Here is a 22,014-nt window from a genome sequence, read left to right on the forward strand (position 1 = left end):
CGATCTGGAGCAGGGTGGTGACGACTTTGAACGGCTCAGGCATCCGGACAACCTTTCGGGAAGGATGCCAGGCTCATTATGGGCCACCGGGCTGGCCGGGCAAGCCCGCCCCGGACAATTGGGGGAAGAGGGCGAAAAAGTCTTTGGCGGCTGAGGCGGACGAAAGCCGGCTCTTCACATCCGGAACATGCGATGAATCCGCCGCGCTGCCAGCCGCAGCTTCAGCCCGAGCGGCATCCGGGACATGCTGGCGGCGGCGGCACCGCGGAAATACCGGGTGTGCTCCCGGTATCGGACGCGGGCGTCCACGATGGCCAGACGATCCGATGCGAGAGCCTGGCGAAGAATGGCCGAGATTTCCGGGTCGCTTTGAATGCAGAAGTAGTTTGCTCCGTAGGCGCGCGCCAGCAGTTCATAGTCGGGATTGAGAAGCTCAATGCAACTGGTGCGGCCGTAAATGCGGTCTTGGGCTTCACGAATCAAACCCAGCTCGCCGTCATTGAAGAGCAGGACAACGGGGTTCAACTTGTAACGCAGCGCGGTCACGATTTCCGAGCCGGTCATCAGGAAACCGCCGTCGCCGACCACGCCGATAACTTGTCGGGAGGGAAAGGCCATCTTGGCGGAGACCATGGCCGGGATGGAATAGCCCATGGACTGATAATCGGTGGGCGTCAGGTAGCTCCGGGCAGCGAAGATAGGAAAGCAGGAAACCACCCAGAACTGGTGGGCGCCGCTGTCGGTGGTGAGGATCGCGTCGCGCGCCAGGAGCTTTCGCAACTCCCAGAGCAACCGGGCCGGGTTGACCCCATCGCTTTGCTCCGGCGATTGCTCGATCGTCCGGAAGTACCGCTGGCGCTCGCGGGCAATCCGCTCCTGGAGCGGGCGATTCACGGGGCGCGGGCTGCGGCTGAGTTCCTCGAGGAGCCCTTCGAGTACGTCTCGCGCGTCGCCCTGGAGGGTCAAGCTCGCCGACAGATTCCGCCCCAGCACGTCCGGATTGATGTCCACGTGAATCAAATTCCTGGGCGGCTTGATCCCGTAAGCTCCGGTTGCCACCTCGCCAAATTTGCAGGCGAGCGCCAGAACAAGATCGCAGCCGCCGAAGACCTCCTCGGCCAGCGGCGAGCCGGCGGGACCAAAACCGAATCCCACCGAGAGGGGATGGTCTTCGGGGATAACGCCGCGGCCGGCAATCGTGGTGGCCACCGGAGCTTGCAGCAGCTCCGCCAGGCGGACCAGTAGGGCTCGGGCGTCGGTCGCGCCGAAGCCGGCGTAGATGCCCACTTGCTTGGCCTGCTCGATGGCACGCGCGATTTCTTTCAAGCGCTTCTCCTCGGGAGCGAGCCCCGATTGTATCTGGGCGAGCTTGCTTGCCGCTGGGGCGGGTGGCGGGATCGTCGCCTTTTCCTGAAACAGGTTGTAGGGAATTTCCACGACGGCAGGGCCGGGTTCGCCCCCACGAGCCAGAGCAAAGGCTTCGCTGACCAGAGGGAAAACATCCTCAACGCGCTCAGCGTGCAGGGCGGCCTTTACCAGCGGGCGGATGGCGTCAAGCTGGCGCACCTGGTGGAGCTGAAAGCCTTCCTCAATATCGTTGCGCGGCCCGGGCACAATCACCACTTGCGGGACGGAATCCAAAAACGATTCGGCAAGTCCGGTGCTCGCGTTGGTCAGCCCCGGTCCCGGCACAAGCACCGAGCAGCCGACCTTGCCCGTCGAGCGCGAATAAGCGTCAGCCATGAAGGCAGCGCAGAGCTCATGAGTGACCAGGACCGCCTCGAAGGCCGCGTCCTTCAAAGCATCATAGAGTTCGAGGTTTTGAACACCGGGCAAGCCGAAAACGCGCTCTACCCCTTGCGCCTCGAGCGCTTTGACCACCAACTGCGCGCCCGTCCATGTCATCCGAGCTTGCTCCCATTCTTCCAGGAATAAGGATTCGCCGTTTCCTCTGCTTCGGGCATCTGCGGGTAGGTCACTCCGCCGCGAGGGAAGAGAATCACGCTTGGCCGGCGCGGCGCGCGTCTCCGCAGTTGCTCGATCATCCCAGCCGGGTCAGAAAAGCGCCGAAACATCCCGGCGCGAGCCGCCTCTCCCGGAGTCAACGAAGGGGCATAGGCCCAAATGTCGTTCCGCTGGATCGCTTGGAGCGAATACACGGCAAGGAATTTTTCTTCCACACCGAGATCCTTGCGAAAGCGCTCGAGAAACCTGACCGTGCGGCGAGTTCCCAGCGCGCGCACCAGCCGTTTCAGCAAAGGCAGAGGCAGGCCCTTTCTTTTGGGCAGGCTAAAGGCGCCCACGCCCTCGGCACAGCGCAAGAAGGCCAGAATGGTGCCGCCTGGCTTGGCTGCGCCCAGCGTGTTGCCCACACATTTCAAGCTCTGGCGAAGGTCCATGTCCATGGGGGCGGAGTTGGTGATGAGAATGTCGGCTTGCTCCGGCACGAGAACGCTCGAAATGCGACGAGCCAGTTCCACGGCCCGGCGGTGAGCGAGGATAGGGTCACCGGCCTCGATGCGGACAATCTCAAGCGCCGGATTCAAAACGGTATTGACCAGGAAAATCTCTTTGCCGAGAAGGCGCGCGGCTTCTTCCAGGTCGCGCCGCAACGGATTGTGTTCCGGCGTCGAGCCGATCATGGGAAGATGGCCGGCAGCGGCGCCGCACAGGTGAGCGCCGGCAATCGTTTCCGCGCCAGCGCAGCCCGGCACGATATTCTTGAGCCCGCCGCCAAACCCGGCCAGCGCGTGAGGCTCCACGACTCCCATCGAGACAACCAGATCGGCTTCCACCAGCCGGCGATTGAGGAAGACCGCCGTGCCCTGAGCCGTGCGGCCGAGATACTCGAGCGCTTCCCGGCGTCGCGCGTCATGATTTTCCCAGCGCAACCCGGCCAGATTTTCTGCCCCCACTTTCTGCCGCAGCTCCGGCTCGGTCATGCGCCGGTGCATGCCCAGCGCGATGACCAGCAGGAGGTCGCTCGGCCGGGCGCCCGCCCGGGCCAGGTCCTGCAAGACAACCGAGAGAAAGCGGTGAATCGGCGTTGGGCGAGAGATGTCATCCACGACCAGGACGATGCGTTTGCCGGCGAGGTTCCGCGAAGCAAGCGGCGCGGCACCCCAGGGCTCGCGCAGGGCGCGGCCAGCTTCCGCCTCCACCGATGGCACGCCGGGCACGCTTGCCGGCGTCAGTTCTCCGAGGAGGCGCCACTCGGAAGGCAGGGTGATTTCGAGTTCCGCTTCGCCCCAGGGCAGCTTGTGTTTGGTCATCGCCCCACGTTTGATCCGAGAGTCGGTCCAGGATAGCCGATTGACATTCAGCCAATGTCGGGATTGCTGACAGAGGATACCACGCCCTGCTCTTCCAGGGAGCGGCTGCCTCGTTGTCCGATAGGAATCGCGGGTGGCGCGGAAGCCGCCGATTCGAGTATCCTAATTCTGCTCAAGAAGCGCCCCGCCACCCCCGAAAGGGCCGGCTCTCCCGTCGGGTTGGCCTCGTTCGGCTTCAGGCTCGCCCCGATGAAATCGGGGCTCGCCCGATTCGGGCTGAAAGGATTTCATGCTGGTGAACAAGACCTCAGAACTCACTCTGGACGCGCTCAAGCGTTTTGTCCTGGTGGATGGGTTTCCCATCATCATTGACTTTCAGGCGAGCCGCGGCTCCCTGCTGGTGGATCGCGATTCCCGGAAAGAGTACGTGGACATGTACGCCTTCACCTCTTCCAACGCCCTCGGGTTCAACCACCCGAAGATGATGGAGCGCGGCTTCCTCGAACGGTTGGGACGGGCCTCGACGATGAAGCCGTGCAACCGGGACGTTTACACCGAGGAACACATTGCCTTCATCCTCACATTTGCAGAAATCTTGCCGCCGCGCCTCAGGAAACACATTTTTACGATTGATGGCGGCGGGGCGCTGGGCATTGAGAATGCCCTCAAAGCCGCCTGGGATCGGCAAATCCGAAAGAACATCCGGGCGGGGCTTACGACGGCTGAAGACAAAGAAACGCAAAAGCTGGGCACCGGCGTGATCCATTTCACCGGCGCCTTTCACGGCCGCACCGGATGGACGACGAGCATGACCAATACCGCGGCGGCGATCAAAACCATGTGGTTTCCGCGATTCGATTGGCCGCGCATCGAGTTTCCGGTGGTCAGTTTTCCCGTCGAGGAGCACCGCGCCCGGATTGAGCAGGCGGAAGCGAAAGCGCTCGAAGCGATTCGGGCGGTGCTCGAGGCTCGGCCGGGCCATGTCGCCGCCATGATCCTCGAACCCGTCCAGTGCGAGGGCGGCGACCGGCACGTGCGACCCGAGTTCCTCCGCGCGCTTCGCCGCGTCGCCGACGAATTTGACATTTTGCTGATCTTCGACGAGATCCAGACCGGTTTCGCGGTGAGCGGGGAATGGTGGCTTCACCAGCACTATGACGTCGAGCCGGACATCCTTTGCTTTGCCAAGCGCGCCCAGGTGCCGGGGCTGGCGACCAATGACAAGGTGGACGCCTTTGCCGAAAACGTCTTTACCATCGATTCCCGGATCAATAGCACCTGGAACGCCGGTCAGGACGATTTCCTGCGCGCCACCCGTTTCATTGAAATTGTGCGCGAGGAGAACCTGCTGGAGAATGCGCGCCGGATGGGCGCCTATATTCGCCAGCGCGCGTCTGAACTGGCCCGCGACTTTCCGGAAATGACGCAAGTTCGCGGCGTCGGGCTGCTCAATGCGTTTGATCTGCCGGACCCGGCCTGGCGGGGACGCCTGGTGAAGGCTTGCGTCGGAAACGGCTTGCTCCTGACCGGATGCGGAGCGCGCTCCATGCGCTTCCGCCCTTACCTGGATGTCAAAAAGGAAGAGATCGACCTGGCGATGACCCGGCTGCGAAGCGCGCTCATCGAGGCGCGAAAAACAAACTAGAAATTAGAAAATAGAAATTAGAAAACAGAAAACACAAGAGAGGGGCAATGGATCTCCTTTCTAATTTCTATTTTCTGTTTTCATAGTCCCCCCGGAAGTGCTCTGCTCGTCCAGTTCGTCCTAAAGCATAGCTCGCGCGGTCAGATCGAATGCTTGGCGAGCGCGGGTGACGAAACGCAGAAGTTTTTCCTTCGCCTTGTTTCCCTGGCTATCCTCGACCCCGGAATGGACGTCCACGGCGCTGGGCCCGACGGTTTGAATCGCAAGCTCGACGTTCTCCGGGGTGAGCCCGCCGGCCAGGATCACCGGCTTTGAGCACGCCCGCGCAATTTCCCGGCTGAGATTCCAATCGTGAGTCTTCCCGGTGCCGCCGCCGAGCGCCGCCCGACCCGCCGGGGCTGAATCCAGAAGAATGGCATCAGCAAGAATTGCAGCATCCTCGGCGGCCGCCCGGGCATCAGGCCCGGCGACGGGCACGACCTGAATCACGGTGAGAGCGGGAAGTTCCCGGCGGAGCGTTGGAATTTGCTCGGAGGCAAAGCCGCCGTGCAACTGCACCGCGCTCGCTCGAGCCCGCCGGCAGAGGTCGGCCACGATGTGGGGATCCCTCTGCTGCGTGACAAGCACGGAGGAGACAAACGACGGGAGCCGGACGATGATCTCCGCCGCTTCCTCCGCCGCGATCTGGTCCGGGTGCGGCTCAAGGAGCCCGACGAGGAAGCCGAGAGCGTCGGCGCCGCTCGCGGCAATCATCCGAGCCTCTTCGACGTTCCGTGTTCCGCAAATCTTGACTCGCATCATATGGCCTGTGCTTGCCGCGCCTGTTCGCCCGGCGGTGCTCTGTTCCCGAAGCTTCGGGACTCGGTGTCTCTGTGGTGAGAAAGATACCAGAAGATGAACCACAGAGACACAGAGTACCCAGAGATTTCGCAGAGGCGAAGCAGCCGAAACCTCAAATCTCCGCATCGTAGTACTGTAGTCCCGCCGAGGCGGGACAGCAGTCCTATTGCCGGTTATGGCGGGAAGAGGAAAATTGCAGCAGGCCGTTCACGGCGAAGGCATCAAGAGGAACGGCAAGCGATTTGGGATGAGACCGAGGATGTTCAAGGTTTCCTTCGCATGAGGTGGATTCTCATAGGAACGTTGCTGGTTCTCTCGATGGGCGAGGTTTTTGCCGATGCCCGCCGCGGCGGGAAGCCTGCCAGCGTGTCGGGGACAGGCGAGCCCGTCGGAGTAACAATGGCGGGCTTGCCGGCCAAGCTACCAACGGCGGGCAAACTTCCGGTCACAAAGACCGCCATTCCCCCGGCTTCGTCCGGCGTGGCCTGTCTCTCCTGCCCGGCGCCCGACTACCCGATCGAAGCGGCCCAGCGGGGCACCCGCGGGGTCGTGGATTTGGAGTTGACGGTGAGCGAGGACGGGCGCGTCGAAGAGGTCAAGGTGCTGGCGGGGCCGTGCGATGAGCTCAAAGAGGCCTCGGTCAAGGCGGCGCAGGGCTGGACGTTTGCGCCCGCCATGCGCGATGGCAAGCCCGTTCGCGAGGTCGTCCAGGTGCCCGTGGTCTTTCGACTGTTTCAATCTTATGCTCGTCTGCGGCAGACCTCTTCCAACCCTTCCACATCCTCGCCGTCAAAAACGCGCTAGAGCCTGGTTCGTGGCTTGTTTGAGATCTTTGCTGTTCTCATGCTGAACCAAGAGGCAGGACATTGCGCAACATTGCGCTTCCGTGAAATCAAGGAACCCGCCGGACGAGCACGAAAAACAGGGCGAAGAGGACAACCACCGCCGGGATTGCCCAATTCTCCCGGTATTGGGCCCAGGGAAGTCCCTCGGCAATGCCCCAGTAGTGGAGCACGATGTAGGTCCAGAAGACGTAGATTCCGCTCGCGGCGGTGAGCACCAGGAGCGACACGTTGACAATACGATTCCGTTGGTGTTTCGCCTGATCCAGAGTGCAAATTCCTTTCTTTCGGAAATAGAAGAGTAAGCCCACAGCGAGAAAAACCAGCGCCGCGCCCCGGAACACCCAGCGGTACTCGCCGTACAGGATATTTCCCAGGTCGGCCGCGATGGACACCGTCGCCAGCCCGAGCATCACCAGGATAATGGGGGTGAGGCAGCAGAGACCGGCAATGACGCTGGCAATGGCAGAAAAAATGAGTATGCTCCTGCGGTCCTCGGTCCGGTTGTTTATGGGCAACACGTCTGCCTCTCCTCAAATGGCTTCCCTGTGCTTGTCCCGAATCCTCGGGTCATGCATGAACAGATGAACACCGGCAGTCAATATCCTCTACAACATTATGGCCGATTTTGAAATGGGAAATCCGGGTCAAGAGAATTTACTTGGAACCGTACAATTAAGTCCGTAGGCAGAAAGGTGAAGTCTGGAGGGAAGAAGGGATTGGGTGGCGCAATCGCCGGCCGCATGGACGGGAGACCTATCGAAGATTGGGCCGGAACGTGGTATGCTAATCCTCGAAAGAGGTTCCCGCCGCTACCCGCCTCCCGAGGCTTCGGGAGTGGAGCAGCAAAGCCGCGCTGATCGTTTCCCACTAGATGCTCTGGAGAGGAGGTGGCCACCATGGGCCCATCTCGCTTGGTTTGGAGCCTCGCCTACGTTTGGGCGGGGATATTCCTCGTCTATATCGGGCTACTTGTGTACCGTTGGCGCGTCGCAGGCCATGAGGAAGACGAAGGACTGTTCCTGAAAGAGTACGAGCAGGACAAGATGCAGCACGAAGCTGCGGTGGAAACCAAGGTCGAGCATCTGGCGCCCTGGTTGAAAACGCTCGGCTGGGTTACCTTCCTCTATTTTCTTGGCCTGGCTGCCTATTTCATCTGGTTTGGAGTGAAGTTCGGTTTTGAAAAGGTTTGAGTCCGTCCCGCCGAGCGGAATACGCTCGCCCCGAGACCTCGGGGCTGGCAGGGAGGCCCGCCGCGGGCGCGGTGCGAGTTTCGTTTTTCGTTCCGACGCTTCGGGACGAAACGCGAAATTTGAAACTTGATTCCTACTCCTTACGGAGCCTGGAGGAAGAAATGGCTGAAACGGCGAGACGCATCCCACTGCTTCGGTCGGGCGGGACTCGATATTGGGCAGAAGTTACCCGAGACCCTGCGACCGGGGAGCAGGTGGCGGTGGTGTTTCGTTCCGGGCCGAGCGAAGGACGCAAGTGCGAATTCTTTACCTGCCGCTTCCGGCCGAAGGCAAGCGAAGAAACTTTGCGGAAAGAGCTGACGAAACGGCTCTGTTCTCTCCGCTTGCCGGCTGCCCCCGCCTACCCTGAACTTCGACTCGAAACGATCCATCATCTGCTGTTCTTGCTGAGGCAATTTTGCCAGGCGGTACGCTCGCCGGGTTTGGGCTTTGCGCCGCAACACATCATGATTTCCTTTGCGGATCAACACTGCCTGATTTGTGACGCCAAGGGCGAGCCGCAACGGGCGACGCACAGCGAAAGCGGTCCGGATGGCTGCGTGGATGAATGCTCTTGCAAGGAGGGATACGAGGTGCTCGACCCGAACCGCGTGGTCGCCCTGCACTTTTACGCGCCCGGATCGGCTGCGCCCCGAGCGAGCTATTCCTTGGCCGAGTTCCTGGAGCTTTCCCGCTGCCTGGAACCGGTGCCGCTTCCCTGAGCCGGTTCCTAAGAAAGCCCGAACTTACATGCCCGGGCTCGCGCTGGCGACCCGTGCCGGCTGCGGGGGCATCCGGTACAAGAAAGGCGAGAGCGGCGCCAACTGGAATTCAAGCTTGTCCCTGGGCGAGTAAAGGGGCGCCGGCTTGCTCTTGGCCATGGCCACTTTTCCAGTCAGAGAATCGACCTTGACGCGGGCCCCCAGGGGCAGGGCGGTAATCCGGTCCCACGGCACCGCCGAATCCTGCGGGGTCGAACCCGCCACGGCAGCCATTCGCTCCGCTCTTTTCTTCAGCTCGAGCGAGTTTCCAAAGTGCCCGCGCAGGAGCTGGGGCGTTTCCCGGGAAGCTTTCTGTGCCGCCCGCAAGAACAGATAGGCATTCTCCAGCTTGTCCTTGTAGGGAGAGTTCTTCAGGAAGGCCAAACCCTTTTCGTCGGCCTCTTTTTCCTCGGCCACATTGCGCTTGAGCGAGATTCTCCGCATGACTTGATAATCTTCAAAAATCATGCGGTCATGGAAGGCGTGCTTGGTGTCCACGGAGTGGCTGGCGGTGATGTGGCCGAGCTCGTGGGCGAGGATAGCCCCCAGGCTGGCTTCGTCCGGAAGGACATCGATGAGCCCTCGACTGAGGACGATAGTGTGGCCGACGGTGAACGACTCCAGCGGAGTGGTGAGCAAAACCCGGCAACGGACCTCGGGCTGGACCTCCAAATTGTTTGTGACAATGAGGTTGTTCACGACGGTTTGCAAGACCTTGTCCACTTCGCCTTTGGGGGCAAGTACGCCGGCGGCTTGCATCCTATCCAGCAGATTATCCTCGGCCTGTTGCCTCCAGCTTCGCATGGCTTCGAGCGGAGTGAGGTCTTTGCCCGGGTCGGTCTCGTCTTTCACCCCCGCCGGGTCCTCGACCTGAATGCTGGTGAACTCATCCATGCGAAACTGTTTTCGCTCATACCCCCAGATCCGGGTCAGAGCCCGGAGCCGTACCCGAGTGGCGAGCAACCCCTGGACTTTGTCGGATTCTTCGGCGTAAATGTAGGTGGGAAGCCAGACTCCGGGCTTCACATTTTCTCGGTAGCTGTCAAAATGAAAAAAGAGGCGGAAACGGGAATCGCCGACAAATGCGCCGTTGAAACGCACAATGTTGTAGTCCCGATCCTCCACCCAGATCCTGCCCATGAAGTCGCCCGGACGCTTCTTTGTGGGGGTCACGTCGAAGACAAAGCACCGCACCTCGCCGAGGAACTCTCGGCGCACATATTGGAAATCGTAGTTGCTCCGGTCAAAGTTCGTTTGCGTGAACACCATCGGCTCGGCAAAGCCAGCGCTCCGGTAAATCACGCCGAAGCCGAACCGGCTCCACAATCTTTGGAAAAAAGTCGATTCCAGGAACGGTTTCGATTCGATTCCCTTGGTGAAAGTGAGCTGGCTGATCGAGTAGTAATCTTTTTTCGGGAGAACGCCCTGCCTGGTATCGGGAGGGAATTCCTGGAGGTAGGTTTCCGCCAGCGGCGCATAAGCGGCCAGGTTCTCGGCATAGGTCTTTTCTCTCAGCAGGGCCTGATCCAGGGCCATCTGGGGCGAAAGGTTCGCCTCATTTTGATTCTCCTGGCCGGCAGCAGGGCCGGGCAAAAGAAAGAGAAACAGGCAAGCGGTAACCGCCCCCAAAAACCATCCTGATTTACGCATATCCCTCTCTCCGAATTCGTCTAGACGCCCATCGGCAACTCTTAATAAGCCAGCTTGAAAACAATCCGTATGGAAGCGACCGAGTCCGCCGGTTCCCCATTCTTTTTCGCGGGTTTGAATTGGATCTGCTGCGCCGCTTTCACGGCCATCTCGTCCAGACCGTAACCCAGGCCTTGAACCACACGGATGTTTGTCACCTGTCCGGCAGCCGTAAAGAGCGCCTCCAGCAATACCTCCCCCTCGACCTTTTCCCGGCGAGCCACCTCGGTATATTCCGGTTTGGGCTTGAAGAGGATCTCAACCGGAACGGTGACGGGCGGAGGCTCGGGGCGTCGCGGCCCCGAGGGATTCGCAGCCGCGGCGGCATAAAGGTTGTGGTCGAAACCAGAGCCGCCTACTTCGACGCCGGCAGCACCGGCGCCGGCCCCGCGGGCGCGCCCGGATCCCCCGCCTCCTTTCGATGAATCTCCGAATCCGACGGGATGGTGGATGCCGCCGCCCTGAGGCAGCATCAGTCGCCCCCGGTGGGGTGTGCCACTGATGCCGAAGCTTCCCACGCTGACTGATTGGTTGGAAGAATGACTCGCCGGTACGTCGGCTGGAGCCGCAAACGAGGCGGACATTACCGTCCCCAGCGGCTTCTTAGGCGGCTCGGCTGGCCTTGCCTGTGAAAAAGTCCCTTCCACCACTTCTGGTTTTGGCGCCATCAGCGGCGGTGGGGCAGGAATATTCATCGGCGGAAGAACCGGTTTGGCCACGGGGGGAGGAGGCAGATTCATCTTCGGTGGCTGAACCACCGACTTCAGGCGGAACTGCTCGGTCTCCATTACCCGCCGGGGCGGCGGAGTGGGTTTTGACGGGGGTGGCTCAGGATTGGGCCCTTTGGGTATGTACAAGAAAGCGCGGATCAGGAGAGGAGGCTCTGGCGGATGGATGATGTTGAAAAGAATGCCGAGATAAGTTGCCGCAAGCAGGCAAAGAGCCTGGCATGAAGCTGACACCAGGACCGAACGCCACCGCCTCTTCCTCTCGCCGAAAGTCTCTTCCAGAATCGTCAGCCGCATGGAAGGCGACCCATGGCGAGATATTCTTCCTCCCCGAGCCACCTGCGCGGGCGAAGTGTAAGGCAAATCTACAGGAGTCCGCACCATGCTATACCCATGTTGTTAGGAGATTCGGCGCGGCGGGAGGGAACCCAGCCGAATGAGCCCGCTTTCGAAGGGTCCCGACGTTTGCGTCAGTTCCCTTTGGATATGTTTAGGAAAAATGGATGCAAATGTCAATGGTACGACTTGCGAGGCTCAGCGGTCGTGGTGCCAAGCAGTACGCCCGGCAGGAAGGCCTCAAGAGTCATCATCCATGACCAAGGACCTGCCCATGCCGAAACTGGGCGCTGGCCCCGGCCTGATTGGGGCTGGCCTGCCAATTACCTACTCGGGTTGAAACCATGAGTCCTGGATGGCGGAAGTCCGGACAAGTTCCAGGCTGGTGATCAGGGGAGAGAATAAATGGCGAGCGAGCGGACTTCACGGTTATGGGTAATGGCGAGGTGGCGGCCATTGGGGGAGAGGGCAAAATCGCGGACGACGACGGAATGCAAGAGCGGTGTGGTCTTGCCGTCCCGGAGGTCAACCCAGACCAGCCGGCCGCCGCGCTTGCCTTCCGGCAGTTGGAGCAGAATGCGTTGCTCATCGGGGGCCCAAACATAGCGGCCAAAAGGGACCTTCACGCGGCGGGCGGTTTGAGGAGCGGCCAGGTCACGAATCTCAAATGTCCCTTGATCCACAAAGTAGCCGGCGAGCTTGCCGCTCGGCGAAATGCGGAGGCTTCCGAGAAATCCGTCCGCCAGATCCGCCAGCTCCAAGCTGCTTTCTCTGTCCAGGCGCAGGAGGACAAGCTTGGGGGATCCCTGGAAATCCTTTTCCCGCTGCACGGCGACGGCCAGGCGTTGCTTCTCGTCCCAGGCAACAGCCGCGAACGATTTGGTGGGGAAAAAATCAAGCCCCCGGCCGCCGCGAATCCTCACGCCGGCGATCTTGAAAAGCAACCGCGGCTTCACCACCTCGATCAGAAAGGCGACCGTCTCATTGTCGCCGAGCCAGGCAGCCGAGAACCCTTGCACGATATTGTCGTCCTTGTCGCCGATGCGAACGTCTTTGCCCTCATCGGTGATGAGCATGGTCAGGGTCTTGTCGTCGCTGGTGAGCATCTCCGCCAGCAGGGCGCGGCCGTCTGGTGACCAGGCAAGTGACCGGATGCTGTAACTGAACTCGGCGCGGTCCGGGACCTTCTTTTGACCATCCAGGATGCGCTTGCGCTTGCCCCGCAGGTCCACCCACCCGATGTCGTCCCGCTGCTTATCCCAGTCGCGCCAATGGATCACCCGTTTCACGGCGTAGGCAACGCGGGAGCCGTCGGGCGACCACGCCATGGCCGGGCAATCTTCACCGACAGTGAGGACCGGTGTTTCTTGCGAACCCGCGGGCTGAACTGCAAGAAGAAAGATTACAGCGGCGAGGAGAAAACTTTGACGGTGCGCTTTCATCTCTTTTCCTTCTTCTTAAGACGAAGTAGTTCAACCAGGCGTTGGCCCAGATTTTTTTCATAGCCCTGATCGGTGGGTTCGTAATAGCGGCGGTCTTTGAGCGATTCCGGCAGGCAGGTCATGTCCGTCGTCTTGCCTTCAAAATCGTGGGCGTACTGGTAGCCTTTGCCATAGCCGAGGTCTCCCATCAGTGACGTGACGGGGTTGCGGATGTGCAGCGGCACGGGTTCGGCGACGGTTTTTTGCACGTCTTCAAGCACCTTGCCATAGCCCGCGTAGAGGGCATTGGATTTGGGAGCAAGGGCCAGATAGACGGCCGCCTCGGCCAGGGCAAGGGCGCCTTCCGGCATGCCGATCAAATCCACGGCTCGCATGGCATCCACCGAGATGCTGAGAGCGCGCGGATCGGCCAGGCCGACGTCCTCGGAAGCAAAGCGCACCAGGCGGCGGGCGATGTAGAGCGGATCTTCGCCCGCTTCCAGCATGCGGCCCAGCCAGTAGAGGGAGGCGTCCGGCTCGCTGTTGCGCATGGATTTGTGGAGGGCGGAGATAAGGTTGTAGTGCTCTTCGCCGGCCCGGTCATAGAGAAGCACCTTGCGCTGCATCACGTCCTGGACCAATTCCGGTGTAACCCGGATGGTGCCATGGGCAGGGCACGTGCTCCCCAGGACGGCAGCTTCCAGAGTGTTGTAGGCTGCCCGAGCGTCCCCGTTCGCGTAAGTTGCCACCTGACAAAGCACCTCCTCGCCGGCCTCGACCTGAATCCGGCCCAGGCCGTTTTCCCGGTCGCGGAGGGCGCGCTTGAGAAGCGCAACCACCTGGTCCACGCTCAGGGCGTGGAGCACATATACCTTGGCGCGCGACAGCAGCGGCGAGATCACTTCAAAGGAAGGATTTTCCGTGGTGGCTCCGATCAAAATGATGTTGCCGCGCTCGACATGCGGCAAAAAGGCATCCTGCTGGGCTTTGTTGAAACGGTGGATTTCGTCCACGAAAACAATGGTGCGGCGGCCACTCGAGCGCTCCCGCTCGGCAGCCGCCATAATCTCTTTGATTCCCTTGATGCCGGCGAGCACGGCGCTAAACGTGAAAAACTCGCAGTCGGTCATCCGAGCGATGATGCTGGCAAGGGTTGTCTTGCCGCAGCCGGGTGGGCCCCACAGGATGAGCGAGGATACTTGATCGCGCTCGATTTGAATGCGCAGCGGCTTGCCGGGGGCGAGCAGGTGCTCTTGTCCGACGAATTCCTCCAGGGATTGAGGCCTCATGCGGTCGGCCAGCGGCCGGTCGGTGGCCGTCGGATGCTGCCGCGGTTTGGAAGGAAACAGCCCCACCTCAAATCCCCCACCCGCTCGTGCCGCGTTGCCGGGCGGCTTCGTAAAGCAGCACCGAAGCAGCCACGGCGGCGTTGAGCGACTCGACCGGCAAAGCCATGGGCACGCTGATGCGCTCGTCGGCCAGCGCCGCCACCTCCGCCGAAAGTCCCTGGCCCTCCCCGCCGATGGCCAGAACCACCCCCGCGCGGAAGTCCACCATGGCTGGCGATTTGCCCTCTCTCGGCACGGCGGCGAAAAGCCTGAGTTGGTGGTTGCGAGCCGAGGCGATTGCCTCCCGAGCGCTTTTGCCCTCAACGATCGGCAGGCGAAAGACGCTGCCCGCTGCCGCCCGCAAGACCTTAGGATTCGTCCGGCGCGCGCTCGAACGGGTCAGGAAAACTCCGGTGGCGTGGAAGGCCTCGGCGGAGCGAAGGATGGCGCCCAGGTTTCCCGGGTCTTGCACGTCATCGAGGAGAAGCACCAGTTGCGGTTCGTCGCGAAAGAGATCAGCCTCTTCCCATTTGGGGAGACGAACCATCGCCGCAATGCCCTGCGGCGATTCCGTATCCGCAATGGTAGCGAAGACGCGTTCCGAAACAAGATAGCGCCGGGTGCGCGAGGGAAGCAGGGATTCGATGGCTGGAAGGTGTCTTCCTGCCGATTCACTGGCAACCATGGCATACACTTCCAGCTTTGCCGCCAATGCCTCTCGAACAACGTGCACTCCCTCCACCGCGCAAAAGCCGGCGGCATCCGGCTTTCCCGTCCGCAGGGCGCTGCGGAGGGATTGCAAAAGGGGATTGGCCCGGCTGGAAATGCGCTCCCAAGTCTGGCGATGGCGCTTTACTGACGGCAATCAAAATCCTCACAGGCGAGCGTAGCAAAGCGCATGGAGGCATGTAAAGCCGCTCGAAAAGAGTTCGGCCAGGCTTGCACCTCGATAGAGCGGTGTGCTAACGTGCCGCTACGCGGCCTATCGCTCTCCCTGGCAGGGCAACTTGCTGGCCGAAATCGTCAAGGTTTCCACGCAAGATCCAGAGCGCCCGCCGCTGGAATACGCGGCCAGCCTGATTCATATCGGCAAGGTGATCGCCATCCCCACCGACACCTTTTACGGCCTGGCGGCCGACCCTTTCAACCTGAACGCGGTGCAACAGGTTTACGCGATCAAGGGACGCCCCGAGCGCAAGGCGTTGCCCATTCTGGTGCGGTCGCTCGAGCAGGCCGAGGGGCTGGCGGCCGGGTTGCCCGAGGCGTTCTATATGTTGGCGCGGCGTTTCTGGCCGGGGGCGCTGACGATTGTGGTGGATGCCTCCCAGAAAATCCCGCTCAAAGTGACGGGCAACACCGGCCGGGTGGCTTTGCGCTGGCCCAATTCCTCGGTGGCTTGCAAACTGATCGAAACCGCCGATCTCCCGGTGACGGGAACCAGTGCCAACCTTTCCGGCTTCGCCCCCTGCGTCAATGCCAACCAGGTGGTCAAGCAGCTAGGCGACCGGCTGCCATTGGTGCTCGATGGCGGCGAATCGAAAGCGCTGCTGCCCTCCACCATCGTTGAACTGCGCGGGAGCGCTTGGCATGTGGTCCGCGAGGGCGCCATTCCGGAACAAGAAATCCGCGACACCCTGGCCGGCCTCTAGCGCCCCTCCAACTTGAGGAAGGCGCGGCCATCCACCTCCCCCACATTGCCAGGGAAGTCCTGGCCTACGCCCTTTGGCGTCTGGGCATTCGATCTTGATGCCACTTCGCTCGAACGCGAAACAGATCGAAGCCGAGGCCGGCCGGCCGGGCGGCTAGGGCTCCCATTTTAGGGTTTCCAGAAAGTCGAAATTTCCGCCGGGATCGAGTTGCGGGTAGCCAAGCCGCTTCTGCGTCACGGCAACGTTGTCCAGGTACCAGAGGGAAATGTAGGGGAGATCCTCGGCCAGCATTTTCTGTATGCGCGAGTAATAAACTTTCTGCTTGGCCAAGTCAGCTTCGGAACGGGCCGAAGCCAGCCAACCGTCCACCTCAGCATTGCGGAAATGGCCGCGATTTGCGCCGCGGGGCGGGATGCGAGCCGAGTGGAACGCATAATCGAGGATGTCCGGGTCATTGTTCCCGCCGATCCAGCGGAGTGTATATAGTTGAAAGCTTCCGCGAGTAATATCGGAGTAAAAGGTGGCAAACTCAAGCGACCGGATCTCGAGGCGAATGCCCACTGTCGACAGTTGCTCTTGCAATACCGCTGCCAGCAACCGGGAGGATTCCTCGGTCGAAGTCTTGATGGTCAGGGTGAAGCGAACCCCGTGCTGGTCAGGCGGCAGCCTGGCGGCATCGAGGAGCGCGCGGGCTCGATCCGGATCGTAGTGGTAGCGCCGGATGTCCGCCTCATAGGCCCAGTGGTTGGGCGGAAGGATGTTGTCGGCGAGACGCCCCTGGCCGCGAAAGAGCGAGCGCAGGATCGCCGGCCGGTCGATGGCGTAGGCCAAAGCCTGGCGCACCTCGCGGCGAGCAAGAATCGGGTCGTCCAGGTTCATGGCGATGTAGGCGTAGGCCGTGCCCGGCGACTGCGTCGTACGCAGGGCGCTGTTTTTGGCGAGCACCGGGATCATGTCCGGGGCCAAGGAATTCAGCGCAATGTCGCCGGAGCCGCGTGCGAGCTCGAGTGCCCGCGTGATCGCCTCCGGCACCACCCGAAAGCGAACACGCTCGATCTTTGGCAGCTCGCGGAAATAGGCCGGATTGCGCTCCACAACAATTTCTTCTTCCTGCTTCGAACCGAGGAAGCGATAGGGTCCGCTCCCCACCGGCTTCCTGGCAAACTCTTTTCCTGAACCGTCCGGGACGATGCCCATCCCCGGCAGCACCAGGTTCCACAGGAATGCGGCAAAAGGTTCTTTCAAGCGAAAGATCACGGTTTGGGGATCGGGAGTTTCAATCGTTTGAATGTCCTGGAACACGGTTGCTTTGACCGACACCACCTTGCCGGAAAGAAGGCTCTCAAAGGTGTAGCGGACATCGGCCGCGGTCAACGGCCGCCCGTCGTGAAAGCGCACTCCTGGGCGCAGATGAAAAACGTAGGTTCTCGGGTCACGGATCTCCCATCGGGTTGCCAGGTCGGGTACGACCTCCATGCGGGCATTGCGACGAACGAGACTGTTGAAGAGCAGTCCCTGGATGTATTGCGACTGGGCGTCGGTGGCGATGCGCGGGTCAAGGCTGGCGGGGTAGGTCTCAATCAGGAAGACAATGGTACCGGGGTCGCGGCCGGATGGGGTCCCCCGACTGCATGCCGACAGCACGGCGAGCAGCGCCAGGACAAGGAAGGATCGAACCCTACCGCGACCCATAGATAAGTTTCCCCAGAACGACGGGATGTCGCGCGCCGGTGGCGGAAGGCAAATTGGCCGGACGGCCGTGAAATGTTTCGTAGGCGAGAATGGCAAAGGCCATCGCCTCTTTGGCGTCTTCGGGAACCCCGAGCGCTTCCGAACCAAGAATGGCCACACCCTTCAGCTCGGCGGCAATGCGATTCATGAGCAGGCGATTGTGAAATCCGCCGCCGGAAACGATCAGCTCGGCGGGGCGGAAGCGTGGAAAAACCCAGCGTTCGATCGAACGGACGATACTGATGGCGGTCAGTTCGGTGGTGGTGCGGAGAACGTCCTCGGCGCGAGCGCCGTTGCGGCGAGACCACTCGAGGATGCGAGCCACGAAGGCAGCGCCGAATTGCTCGCGGCCGGCGGACTTGGGCGGCACCAAGGAAAAAAAGCGGTGCTTCATCAATTCGGCCAGCAAATCCGGCAGGACCCGTCCGCGCCGGGCCATCTTGCCGCTCGGATCAAATTGCTTTTGCCCGTGCGTAAAGTGGCGAGCCAGTTCGTCCATGGGCATGTTACCCGGGCCGGTATCGAAAGCCAGGACCTGGTCGGGTTTGGCGCCGGGCGGGATGGCAGTGAGATTGGCAATCCCGCCGATATTCAGCGCGATGCGGCCGATTTTTCTGTCGCGGTAGAGCAAGAAATCCACATAGGGCACCAGCGGCGCGCCCTGGCCGCCGGCGGCGATGTCGCCGGGACGAAAGTCGGCCACCACCGGCACTCCCGTTCGCTCGGCGATGATCCCCGGCTCGGCTATCTGGAGCGTCGAGGCGATGGGACGGCCCAGGTGAAGCGCCGGGGCTCCCTGATGGAAAATGGTTTGCCCGTGCGAACCGATCAGATCAAGCTTTTGAAGCGGGAAGCGAAATTTGCGGCAAGCCGCCCGGACGCCATCGGCAAAAAGCTCTCCGAGCAAGAAATGGAGCCGGCCGATTTCTTCGGCGCTGCTTGGCGCGCCGTTGGCCACGCGCAGGATTTCCTCGCGCACGGCGCGCGGGAAAGGCATGGTGGTGAAACCTTCGAGCTTCCAACTGAGATGGGGCGGCTGGCCAGCCAGGCGCACCAGTGCTACGTCCACGCCGTCAGCGGAGGTGCCGGACATAAGGCCGATCACTCGCATCGGTCGGGCGGCAGTGTTGCGGGGGAAGAAAACTCGTTTCGGCATCAGGAGATCTGCCTTTTAAGCTCTGCCAGGAGGTTGAGCGCCTCGAGCGGCTTCAAGTTGTCGAGGTCGGCCTGCCGCAGAGCATCAACAATTCTTTGGTCGAGAGGCGTGAAGAAGGCAGCTTCGGCAGGTGGCTTTGCTCCGGGTGACAGCTCTTCGGTCAGCTCGCGCTCGCTCTCCTCGTGGCGTCGCAAGATTTCTCGGGCCCGCTGGATGACGCTGCCCGGCAGCCCGGCGAGCCGTGCCACCTCAATCCCGTAGCTTCGGTCGGCGCTTCCGGGTTCGACCTTGCGAAGAAAGATGATATCCGAGCCGGACTCCTGAACCGAGACGTGAACATTCTTCACGGCCGGCAGCAACTCCTCCAATTCCGTCAATTCGTGGTAGTGGGTGGCAAAGAGAGTCCTGGCGCGAGTCAGCGCATGAAGATACTCGACCACCGCCCAGGCGATGGAAAGGCCATCAAAGGTGGCCGTTCCGCGGCCGACCTCATCAAGGAGAATCAGGCTGCGCGGCGTCGCCGTGTTGAGGATCGAAGCCACTTCGGTCATCTCCACCAGGAAGGTGGAGCGACCTCGGGCAAGGCTGTCGGAGGCGCCGATGCGGGTGAAAATACGGTCCATGATGGGAAGCCGGGCTTGCTCGGCGGGAACGAAGCATCCCATCTGGGCCATGATGACGATCAGCGCCGCCTGCCGGAGATAGGTGGACTTCCCGCCCATGTTAGGCCCGGTGATGATGAGAATCTGGTGGGTGGAGTCGTTGAGGTAGAGGTCGTTGGGGATAAAACGCTCGCCGCGGCACTCGCCCAGCTTTTCGACCACCGGGTGCCGCGCCGCCACCAGCGTCATCTCGCCCCCATCGTTGAACTGCGGTCGGGAGTAGCGCCGGCCCGCCGCCAGTCGCGCAAAATTGGCCAGCACGTCGATCCGGGCGATGGCCGAGGCCGTTCGCCGGATGCGGGATGCTTGGCCGGCGATGCGGTCTCGCAGAGCCGTGAAAATACGCTGCTCGATGGCCATCATGCGCTCGTCCGCCTCCAGGATTTTCTGCTCGCAGTCTTTGAGTTCCGGGGTCGTAAAACGCTCGGCGTTCACCAGAGTCTGTTTGCGTTCGTAGTCGGGAGGAACGTTCGGCAGGTTGGGCTTCGAGACTTCGATGTAATAGCCGAAGATGTTGTTGAAGCGAATCTTCAGCGAGGCAATGCCGGTGCGCTTTCGTTCGCGCTCTTCCATCCGGGCGATGATGCGCTTGCTGTTCTGGCTGATCTCGCGCAGCTCGTCGAGCTCGGCATCGCAGCCGGCGCGGATCACGCCTCCCTCGGAGAGCGCCGCCGGTGGATCTTCGACCAGCGTTTGCTCGATCCAGCCGCGGACGTCGGCCAGGTCGTCCAGTTCGTCGTGCAGCTCTTGCAGGCGTTTGCTCCGGCACTTGCCCAGGAAATCGCGCAAGAGGGGCAGGCTGGCGAGCGATTGCCCGAGGCCGACCAGGTCGCGAGGCGCAGCCGTTCCGAGGGTGATACGGCTCAGCAATCGCTCCAGATCGGCGATGCGACCCAGCTCGGCTCGTATCTGTTCGCGAGCCACCGTGGCGGCGCGCAGCTCTTCGACGGCGCCCAGGCGAGCTTCGATCTCCGAGCGATCCAGGGAAGGGCGCAGAATCCAGCTTCGCAGCAGCCGCGCTCCCATGCTCGTCACCGTCTCGTCCAGGATGTCGCGCAACGTCGCGTGGGGTTCATTGCCGAAGATCGGTTCGATCAACTCGAGGTTGCGGACGGAAACCTGGTCGAGAACGAGCGCGTCGGAGCGTTCGTAGTAAGCAATGCGGTCGAGGTGCTGAAGCCTGGAGCGCTGTGTTTCACGCAAATAATGCACCACCGCCCCGCAGGCAGCCGTCGCCAGCGGGTGGTCCGAAAGGCCGAAGCCGGCCAGCGTCGCCACCGCAAATTGCTCGCTGAGGATGCGCTCGGCATAATCGCTCGCAAAGACCCACTCTTCGAGTCGCGTCTGTGCCGCCGGGACATGGTCCAGGTCCGGAGTAGCGCTGGCCGAAAAAAGATCGGCCGGTTCGGCCACCAGCAGCTCGCGCGGGCGCAAGACGTCGAGTTCTTCGCGGGTTCGCGCGCGGCAATCAGCCCCTTGAAACTCGGTCGCATGAAAGTCGCCCGTGGAAAGATCCACGTAAGCGAGGCCGCACCGGGCGGCTCCGGGCTCGACGGCGAGCGCGGCCAAAAAATTGTTCTCTTTCGGTTCAAGAGCCGGCGTGCCCAGAGCGGTGCCGGGAGTGACCACTCGAACCACGTCGCGCTTTACCAGTTTCTTGCCGAACCCGGGCTCTTCGAGCTGTTCGCAGATGGCCACTTTGTATCCCTTGTGAACGAGCTTGGCGAGGTAAGATTCCGCGGCGTGATAGGGCACGCCGCACATGGGGACCGGGACGCCCTTTTCTTTGTTGCGCGAGGTGAGAACGATCTGGAGCTCGCGCGACGCGACAATCGCGTCCTCGTAGAAAAGCTCGTAGAAATCGCCGAGCCGGAAGAAAACCAGCGCCTGCGGGTACTGCTTCTTGATGGCATGGTACTGCCGCATCAAAGGCGTTCCAGGCTCACTCATGGAGGTCATACGAGGGGAAGAATCGCCCCATTATGGTGCGACCCCACGCCTTTGTAAACAGTCTTCAACACGAATCTCCTTGAAGCACGGCCCGCTGACGGGGAGATATACATAAAAGAACAAAGCCTGGCGGTAGCTTCCCAACGGCAGTGAGTTGAGCCGTCGGGGCGAAGGAAAGGGTTTTGTTGGGCCGAGTCCCTAGGCGAAATACAAATAAACTTTATGCTTCGTTCATTGACAGGGCACTTTAATTGGTTGACGACAGCCGCTTGCCAGCACTGTTGCTTGGCCCCATCTACGAAACAGCAACATATTCCGCGAAGGCGTGAGGCTTGGGAATGGGTAATTTGTCTTCGAGCAAGCCGCGTATATGCATTTCGATTGCTTCGTGCATACTGCGGGTGACTTGCCGGCGGGTTTGGCCTGTCGCCACACAGCCGGGTAGATCAGGAGAATAGGCCGAGTAATTGTCCTTCGCCTTCTCGATGACAATGAGAAAACGATACATGGTTACTCTTTTCCTTTCTTCTTCGGCTTCTTTAATTGGGCTTGCTTGAAAACACTGTTCAAGGTGCCGGGGGCTAAATCGTCATTGGGATGGCCAGCAATCGTGACCCGGCCCAGCTTCGTGAAGTGCTTGTATTGCCGATGGCTGCCTTTCGTCGTGATCAAATACCAGCCGTCATCTTCAATGAGTTTGATAACATCACGGATTTTCACCGCCATCCAGTCTGGCTAAAAGAGATTTTGTGTCATTCAAGCGCAACCCTGA

At 61.2% G+C, this 22,014-nt stretch carries 19 protein-coding genes; 5 read left to right on the forward strand and 14 right to left on the reverse strand.

All coding sequences use genetic code 11. The features are described from left to right. Positions 1 to 174 precede the first annotated feature (174 nt). Together VIH17_09295 and larA are read right to left on the reverse strand one after the other, a co-directional pair. Complete coding sequence (locus VIH17_09295; GenBank protein HEY4683428.1) at positions 175 to 1,905, reverse strand: thiamine pyrophosphate-binding protein; 1,731 nt, start codon at positions 1,903 to 1,905, stop codon at positions 175 to 177. Then, a complete protein-coding gene (larA, locus tag VIH17_09300) occupies positions 1,902 to 3,272 on the reverse strand; it encodes a nickel-dependent lactate racemase (protein ID HEY4683429.1) in 1,371 nt (456 codons plus the stop codon). Before larA ends, VIH17_09295 begins: the two co-directional genes overlap by 4 nt. Before the next feature lie 289 nt (positions 3,273 to 3,561). Here larA and VIH17_09305 point away from each other — a divergent pair, with 289 nt between their 5' ends. Then, positions 3,562 to 4,917 carry an aminotransferase class III-fold pyridoxal phosphate-dependent enzyme gene (locus VIH17_09305; protein HEY4683430.1) on the forward strand — a complete coding sequence of 452 codons (1,356 nt, stop codon included), beginning with the start codon at positions 3,562 to 3,564 and terminating at the stop codon, positions 4,915 to 4,917. A gap of 120 nt (positions 4,918 to 5,037) precedes the next feature. Here the strand turns inward: VIH17_09305 and VIH17_09310 are convergent, their stop codons facing one another. Next, positions 5,038 to 5,883, reverse strand: coding sequence for a phosphoribosylanthranilate isomerase (locus VIH17_09310; protein HEY4683431.1), 846 nt, complete (start codon positions 5,881 to 5,883; stop codon positions 5,038 to 5,040). Between the two features lie 153 nt (positions 5,884 to 6,036). On the opposite strand from VIH17_09310, the gene VIH17_09315 reads away from it, so the two are divergent. After that, complete coding sequence (locus VIH17_09315) at positions 6,037 to 6,561, forward strand: energy transducer TonB (protein ID HEY4683432.1); 525 nt, start codon at positions 6,037 to 6,039, stop codon at positions 6,559 to 6,561. Positions 6,562 to 6,649: 88 nt separating this feature from the next. Here VIH17_09315 and VIH17_09320 read toward each other — a convergent pair whose 3' ends face one another. Then, positions 6,650 to 7,120 carry a hypothetical protein gene (locus VIH17_09320; protein HEY4683433.1) on the reverse strand — a complete coding sequence of 157 codons (471 nt, stop codon included), beginning with the start codon at positions 7,118 to 7,120 and terminating at the stop codon, positions 6,650 to 6,652. A 378-nt stretch (positions 7,121 to 7,498) separates the two neighbouring features. On the opposite strand from VIH17_09320, the gene VIH17_09325 reads away from it, so the two are divergent. Further along, positions 7,499 to 7,792 carry a hypothetical protein gene (locus tag VIH17_09325; GenBank protein ID HEY4683434.1) on the forward strand — a complete coding sequence of 98 codons (294 nt, stop codon included), beginning with the start codon at positions 7,499 to 7,501 and terminating at the stop codon, positions 7,790 to 7,792. A gap of 161 nt (positions 7,793 to 7,953) precedes the next feature. After that, positions 7,954 to 8,553: a hypothetical protein gene (locus VIH17_09330; protein ID HEY4683435.1), complete on the forward strand. Its 600-nt coding sequence runs from the start codon at positions 7,954 to 7,956 to the stop codon at positions 8,551 to 8,553. Positions 8,554 to 8,577: 24 nt separating this feature from the next. Here VIH17_09330 and VIH17_09335 read toward each other — a convergent pair whose 3' ends face one another. The 5 genes from VIH17_09335 to VIH17_09355 form a co-directional block, all read right to left on the reverse strand. Next, positions 8,578 to 10,242: a M48 family metalloprotease gene (locus VIH17_09335; GenBank protein ID HEY4683436.1), complete on the reverse strand. Its 1,665-nt coding sequence runs from the start codon at positions 10,240 to 10,242 to the stop codon at positions 8,578 to 8,580. A gap of 41 nt (positions 10,243 to 10,283) precedes the next feature. After that, entirely contained in the window at positions 10,284 to 11,393 is a 1,110-nt protein-coding gene (locus VIH17_09340; protein ID HEY4683437.1) for an energy transducer TonB, read from the reverse strand. Between the two features lie 341 nt (positions 11,394 to 11,734). After that, positions 11,735 to 12,787 (reverse strand): hypothetical protein, encoded by a 1,053-nt coding sequence (locus tag VIH17_09345; protein ID HEY4683438.1) that lies wholly within the window; start codon positions 12,785 to 12,787, stop codon positions 11,735 to 11,737. Continuing rightward, positions 12,784 to 14,121, reverse strand: coding sequence for a replication-associated recombination protein A (locus VIH17_09350; GenBank protein HEY4683439.1), 1,338 nt, complete (start codon positions 14,119 to 14,121; stop codon positions 12,784 to 12,786). The genes VIH17_09345 and VIH17_09350 overlap by 4 nt, the downstream gene beginning before the upstream one ends. Position 14,122: 1 nt before the next feature. Beyond that, the gene (locus VIH17_09355) at positions 14,123 to 14,959 is read right to left on the reverse strand and encodes an RNA methyltransferase (GenBank protein ID HEY4683440.1); all 837 of its coding nucleotides are present in this window, start codon (positions 14,957 to 14,959) and stop codon (positions 14,123 to 14,125) included. 94 nt (positions 14,960 to 15,053) lie between these two features. On the opposite strand from VIH17_09355, the gene VIH17_09360 reads away from it, so the two are divergent. Further along, the gene (locus VIH17_09360) at positions 15,054 to 15,743 is read left to right on the forward strand and encodes an L-threonylcarbamoyladenylate synthase (protein HEY4683441.1); all 690 of its coding nucleotides are present in this window, start codon (positions 15,054 to 15,056) and stop codon (positions 15,741 to 15,743) included. 153 nt (positions 15,744 to 15,896) lie between these two features. Here the strand turns inward: VIH17_09360 and VIH17_09365 are convergent, their stop codons facing one another. The 5 genes from VIH17_09365 to VIH17_09385 all read right to left on the reverse strand — a co-directional run bounded on the left by VIH17_09365 (position 15,897) and on the right by VIH17_09385 (position 21,968). After that, entirely contained in the window at positions 15,897 to 17,435 is a 1,539-nt protein-coding gene (locus tag VIH17_09365; protein ID HEY4683442.1) for an ABC transporter substrate-binding protein, read from the reverse strand. After that, positions 17,422 to 18,630, reverse strand: a complete 1,209-nt coding sequence (locus VIH17_09370) for an anhydro-N-acetylmuramic acid kinase (GenBank protein ID HEY4683443.1) — start codon at positions 18,628 to 18,630, stop codon at positions 17,422 to 17,424. Before VIH17_09370 ends, VIH17_09365 begins: the two co-directional genes overlap by 14 nt. Beyond that, a complete protein-coding gene (gene mutS, locus VIH17_09375) occupies positions 18,630 to 21,218 on the reverse strand; it encodes a DNA mismatch repair protein MutS (protein ID HEY4683444.1) in 2,589 nt (862 codons plus the stop codon). Before mutS ends, VIH17_09370 begins: the two co-directional genes overlap by 1 nt. Positions 21,219 to 21,537: 319 nt before the next feature. Further along, a complete protein-coding gene (locus VIH17_09380; GenBank protein ID HEY4683445.1) occupies positions 21,538 to 21,750 on the reverse strand; it encodes a type II toxin-antitoxin system HicB family antitoxin in 213 nt (70 codons plus the stop codon). 2 nt (positions 21,751 to 21,752) lie between these two features. Next, positions 21,753 to 21,968, reverse strand: coding sequence for a type II toxin-antitoxin system HicA family toxin (locus VIH17_09385; protein ID HEY4683446.1), 216 nt, complete (start codon positions 21,966 to 21,968; stop codon positions 21,753 to 21,755). Positions 21,969 to 22,014 lie beyond the last annotated feature (46 nt).

The sequence above is a fragment of the Candidatus Acidiferrales bacterium genome, from assembly GCA_036514995.1.
Lineage (GTDB): Bacteria > Acidobacteriota > Terriglobia > Acidiferrales > DATBWB01 > DATBWB01.

Coding starts and splice junctions, on each gene's coding strand:
- VIH17_09295 (HEY4683428.1), bottom strand. CDS start 1,905: ATGACATGGACGGGCGCGCAGTTGGTGGTCAAAGCGCTCGAGGCGCAA.
- larA (HEY4683429.1), bottom strand. CDS start 3,272: ATGACCAAACACAAGCTGCCCTGGGGCGAAGCGGAACTCGAAATCACC.
- VIH17_09305 (HEY4683430.1), top strand. CDS start 3,562: ATGCTGGTGAACAAGACCTCAGAACTCACTCTGGACGCGCTCAAGCGT.
- VIH17_09310 (HEY4683431.1), bottom strand. CDS start 5,883: ATGCGGAGATTTGAGGTTTCGGCTGCTTCGCCTCTGCGAAATCTCTGG.
- VIH17_09315 (HEY4683432.1), top strand. CDS start 6,037: ATGAGGTGGATTCTCATAGGAACGTTGCTGGTTCTCTCGATGGGCGAG.
- VIH17_09325 (HEY4683434.1), top strand. CDS start 7,499: ATGGGCCCATCTCGCTTGGTTTGGAGCCTCGCCTACGTTTGGGCGGGG.
- VIH17_09330 (HEY4683435.1), top strand. CDS start 7,954: ATGGCTGAAACGGCGAGACGCATCCCACTGCTTCGGTCGGGCGGGACT.
- VIH17_09335 (HEY4683436.1), bottom strand. CDS start 10,242: ATGCGTAAATCAGGATGGTTTTTGGGGGCGGTTACCGCTTGCCTGTTT.
- VIH17_09340 (HEY4683437.1), bottom strand. CDS start 11,393: ATGGTGCGGACTCCTGTAGATTTGCCTTACACTTCGCCCGCGCAGGTG.
- VIH17_09345 (HEY4683438.1), bottom strand. CDS start 12,787: ATGAAAGCGCACCGTCAAAGTTTTCTCCTCGCCGCTGTAATCTTTCTT.
- VIH17_09365 (HEY4683442.1), bottom strand. CDS start 17,435: ATGGGTCGCGGTAGGGTTCGATCCTTCCTTGTCCTGGCGCTGCTCGCC.
- VIH17_09370 (HEY4683443.1), bottom strand. CDS start 18,630: ATGCCGAAACGAGTTTTCTTCCCCCGCAACACTGCCGCCCGACCGATG.
- mutS (HEY4683444.1), bottom strand. CDS start 21,218: ATGCGGCAGTACCATGCCATCAAGAAGCAGTACCCGCAGGCGCTGGTT.
- VIH17_09380 (HEY4683445.1), bottom strand. CDS start 21,750: ATGTATCGTTTTCTCATTGTCATCGAGAAGGCGAAGGACAATTACTCG.
- VIH17_09385 (HEY4683446.1), bottom strand. CDS start 21,968: ATGGCGGTGAAAATCCGTGATGTTATCAAACTCATTGAAGATGACGGC.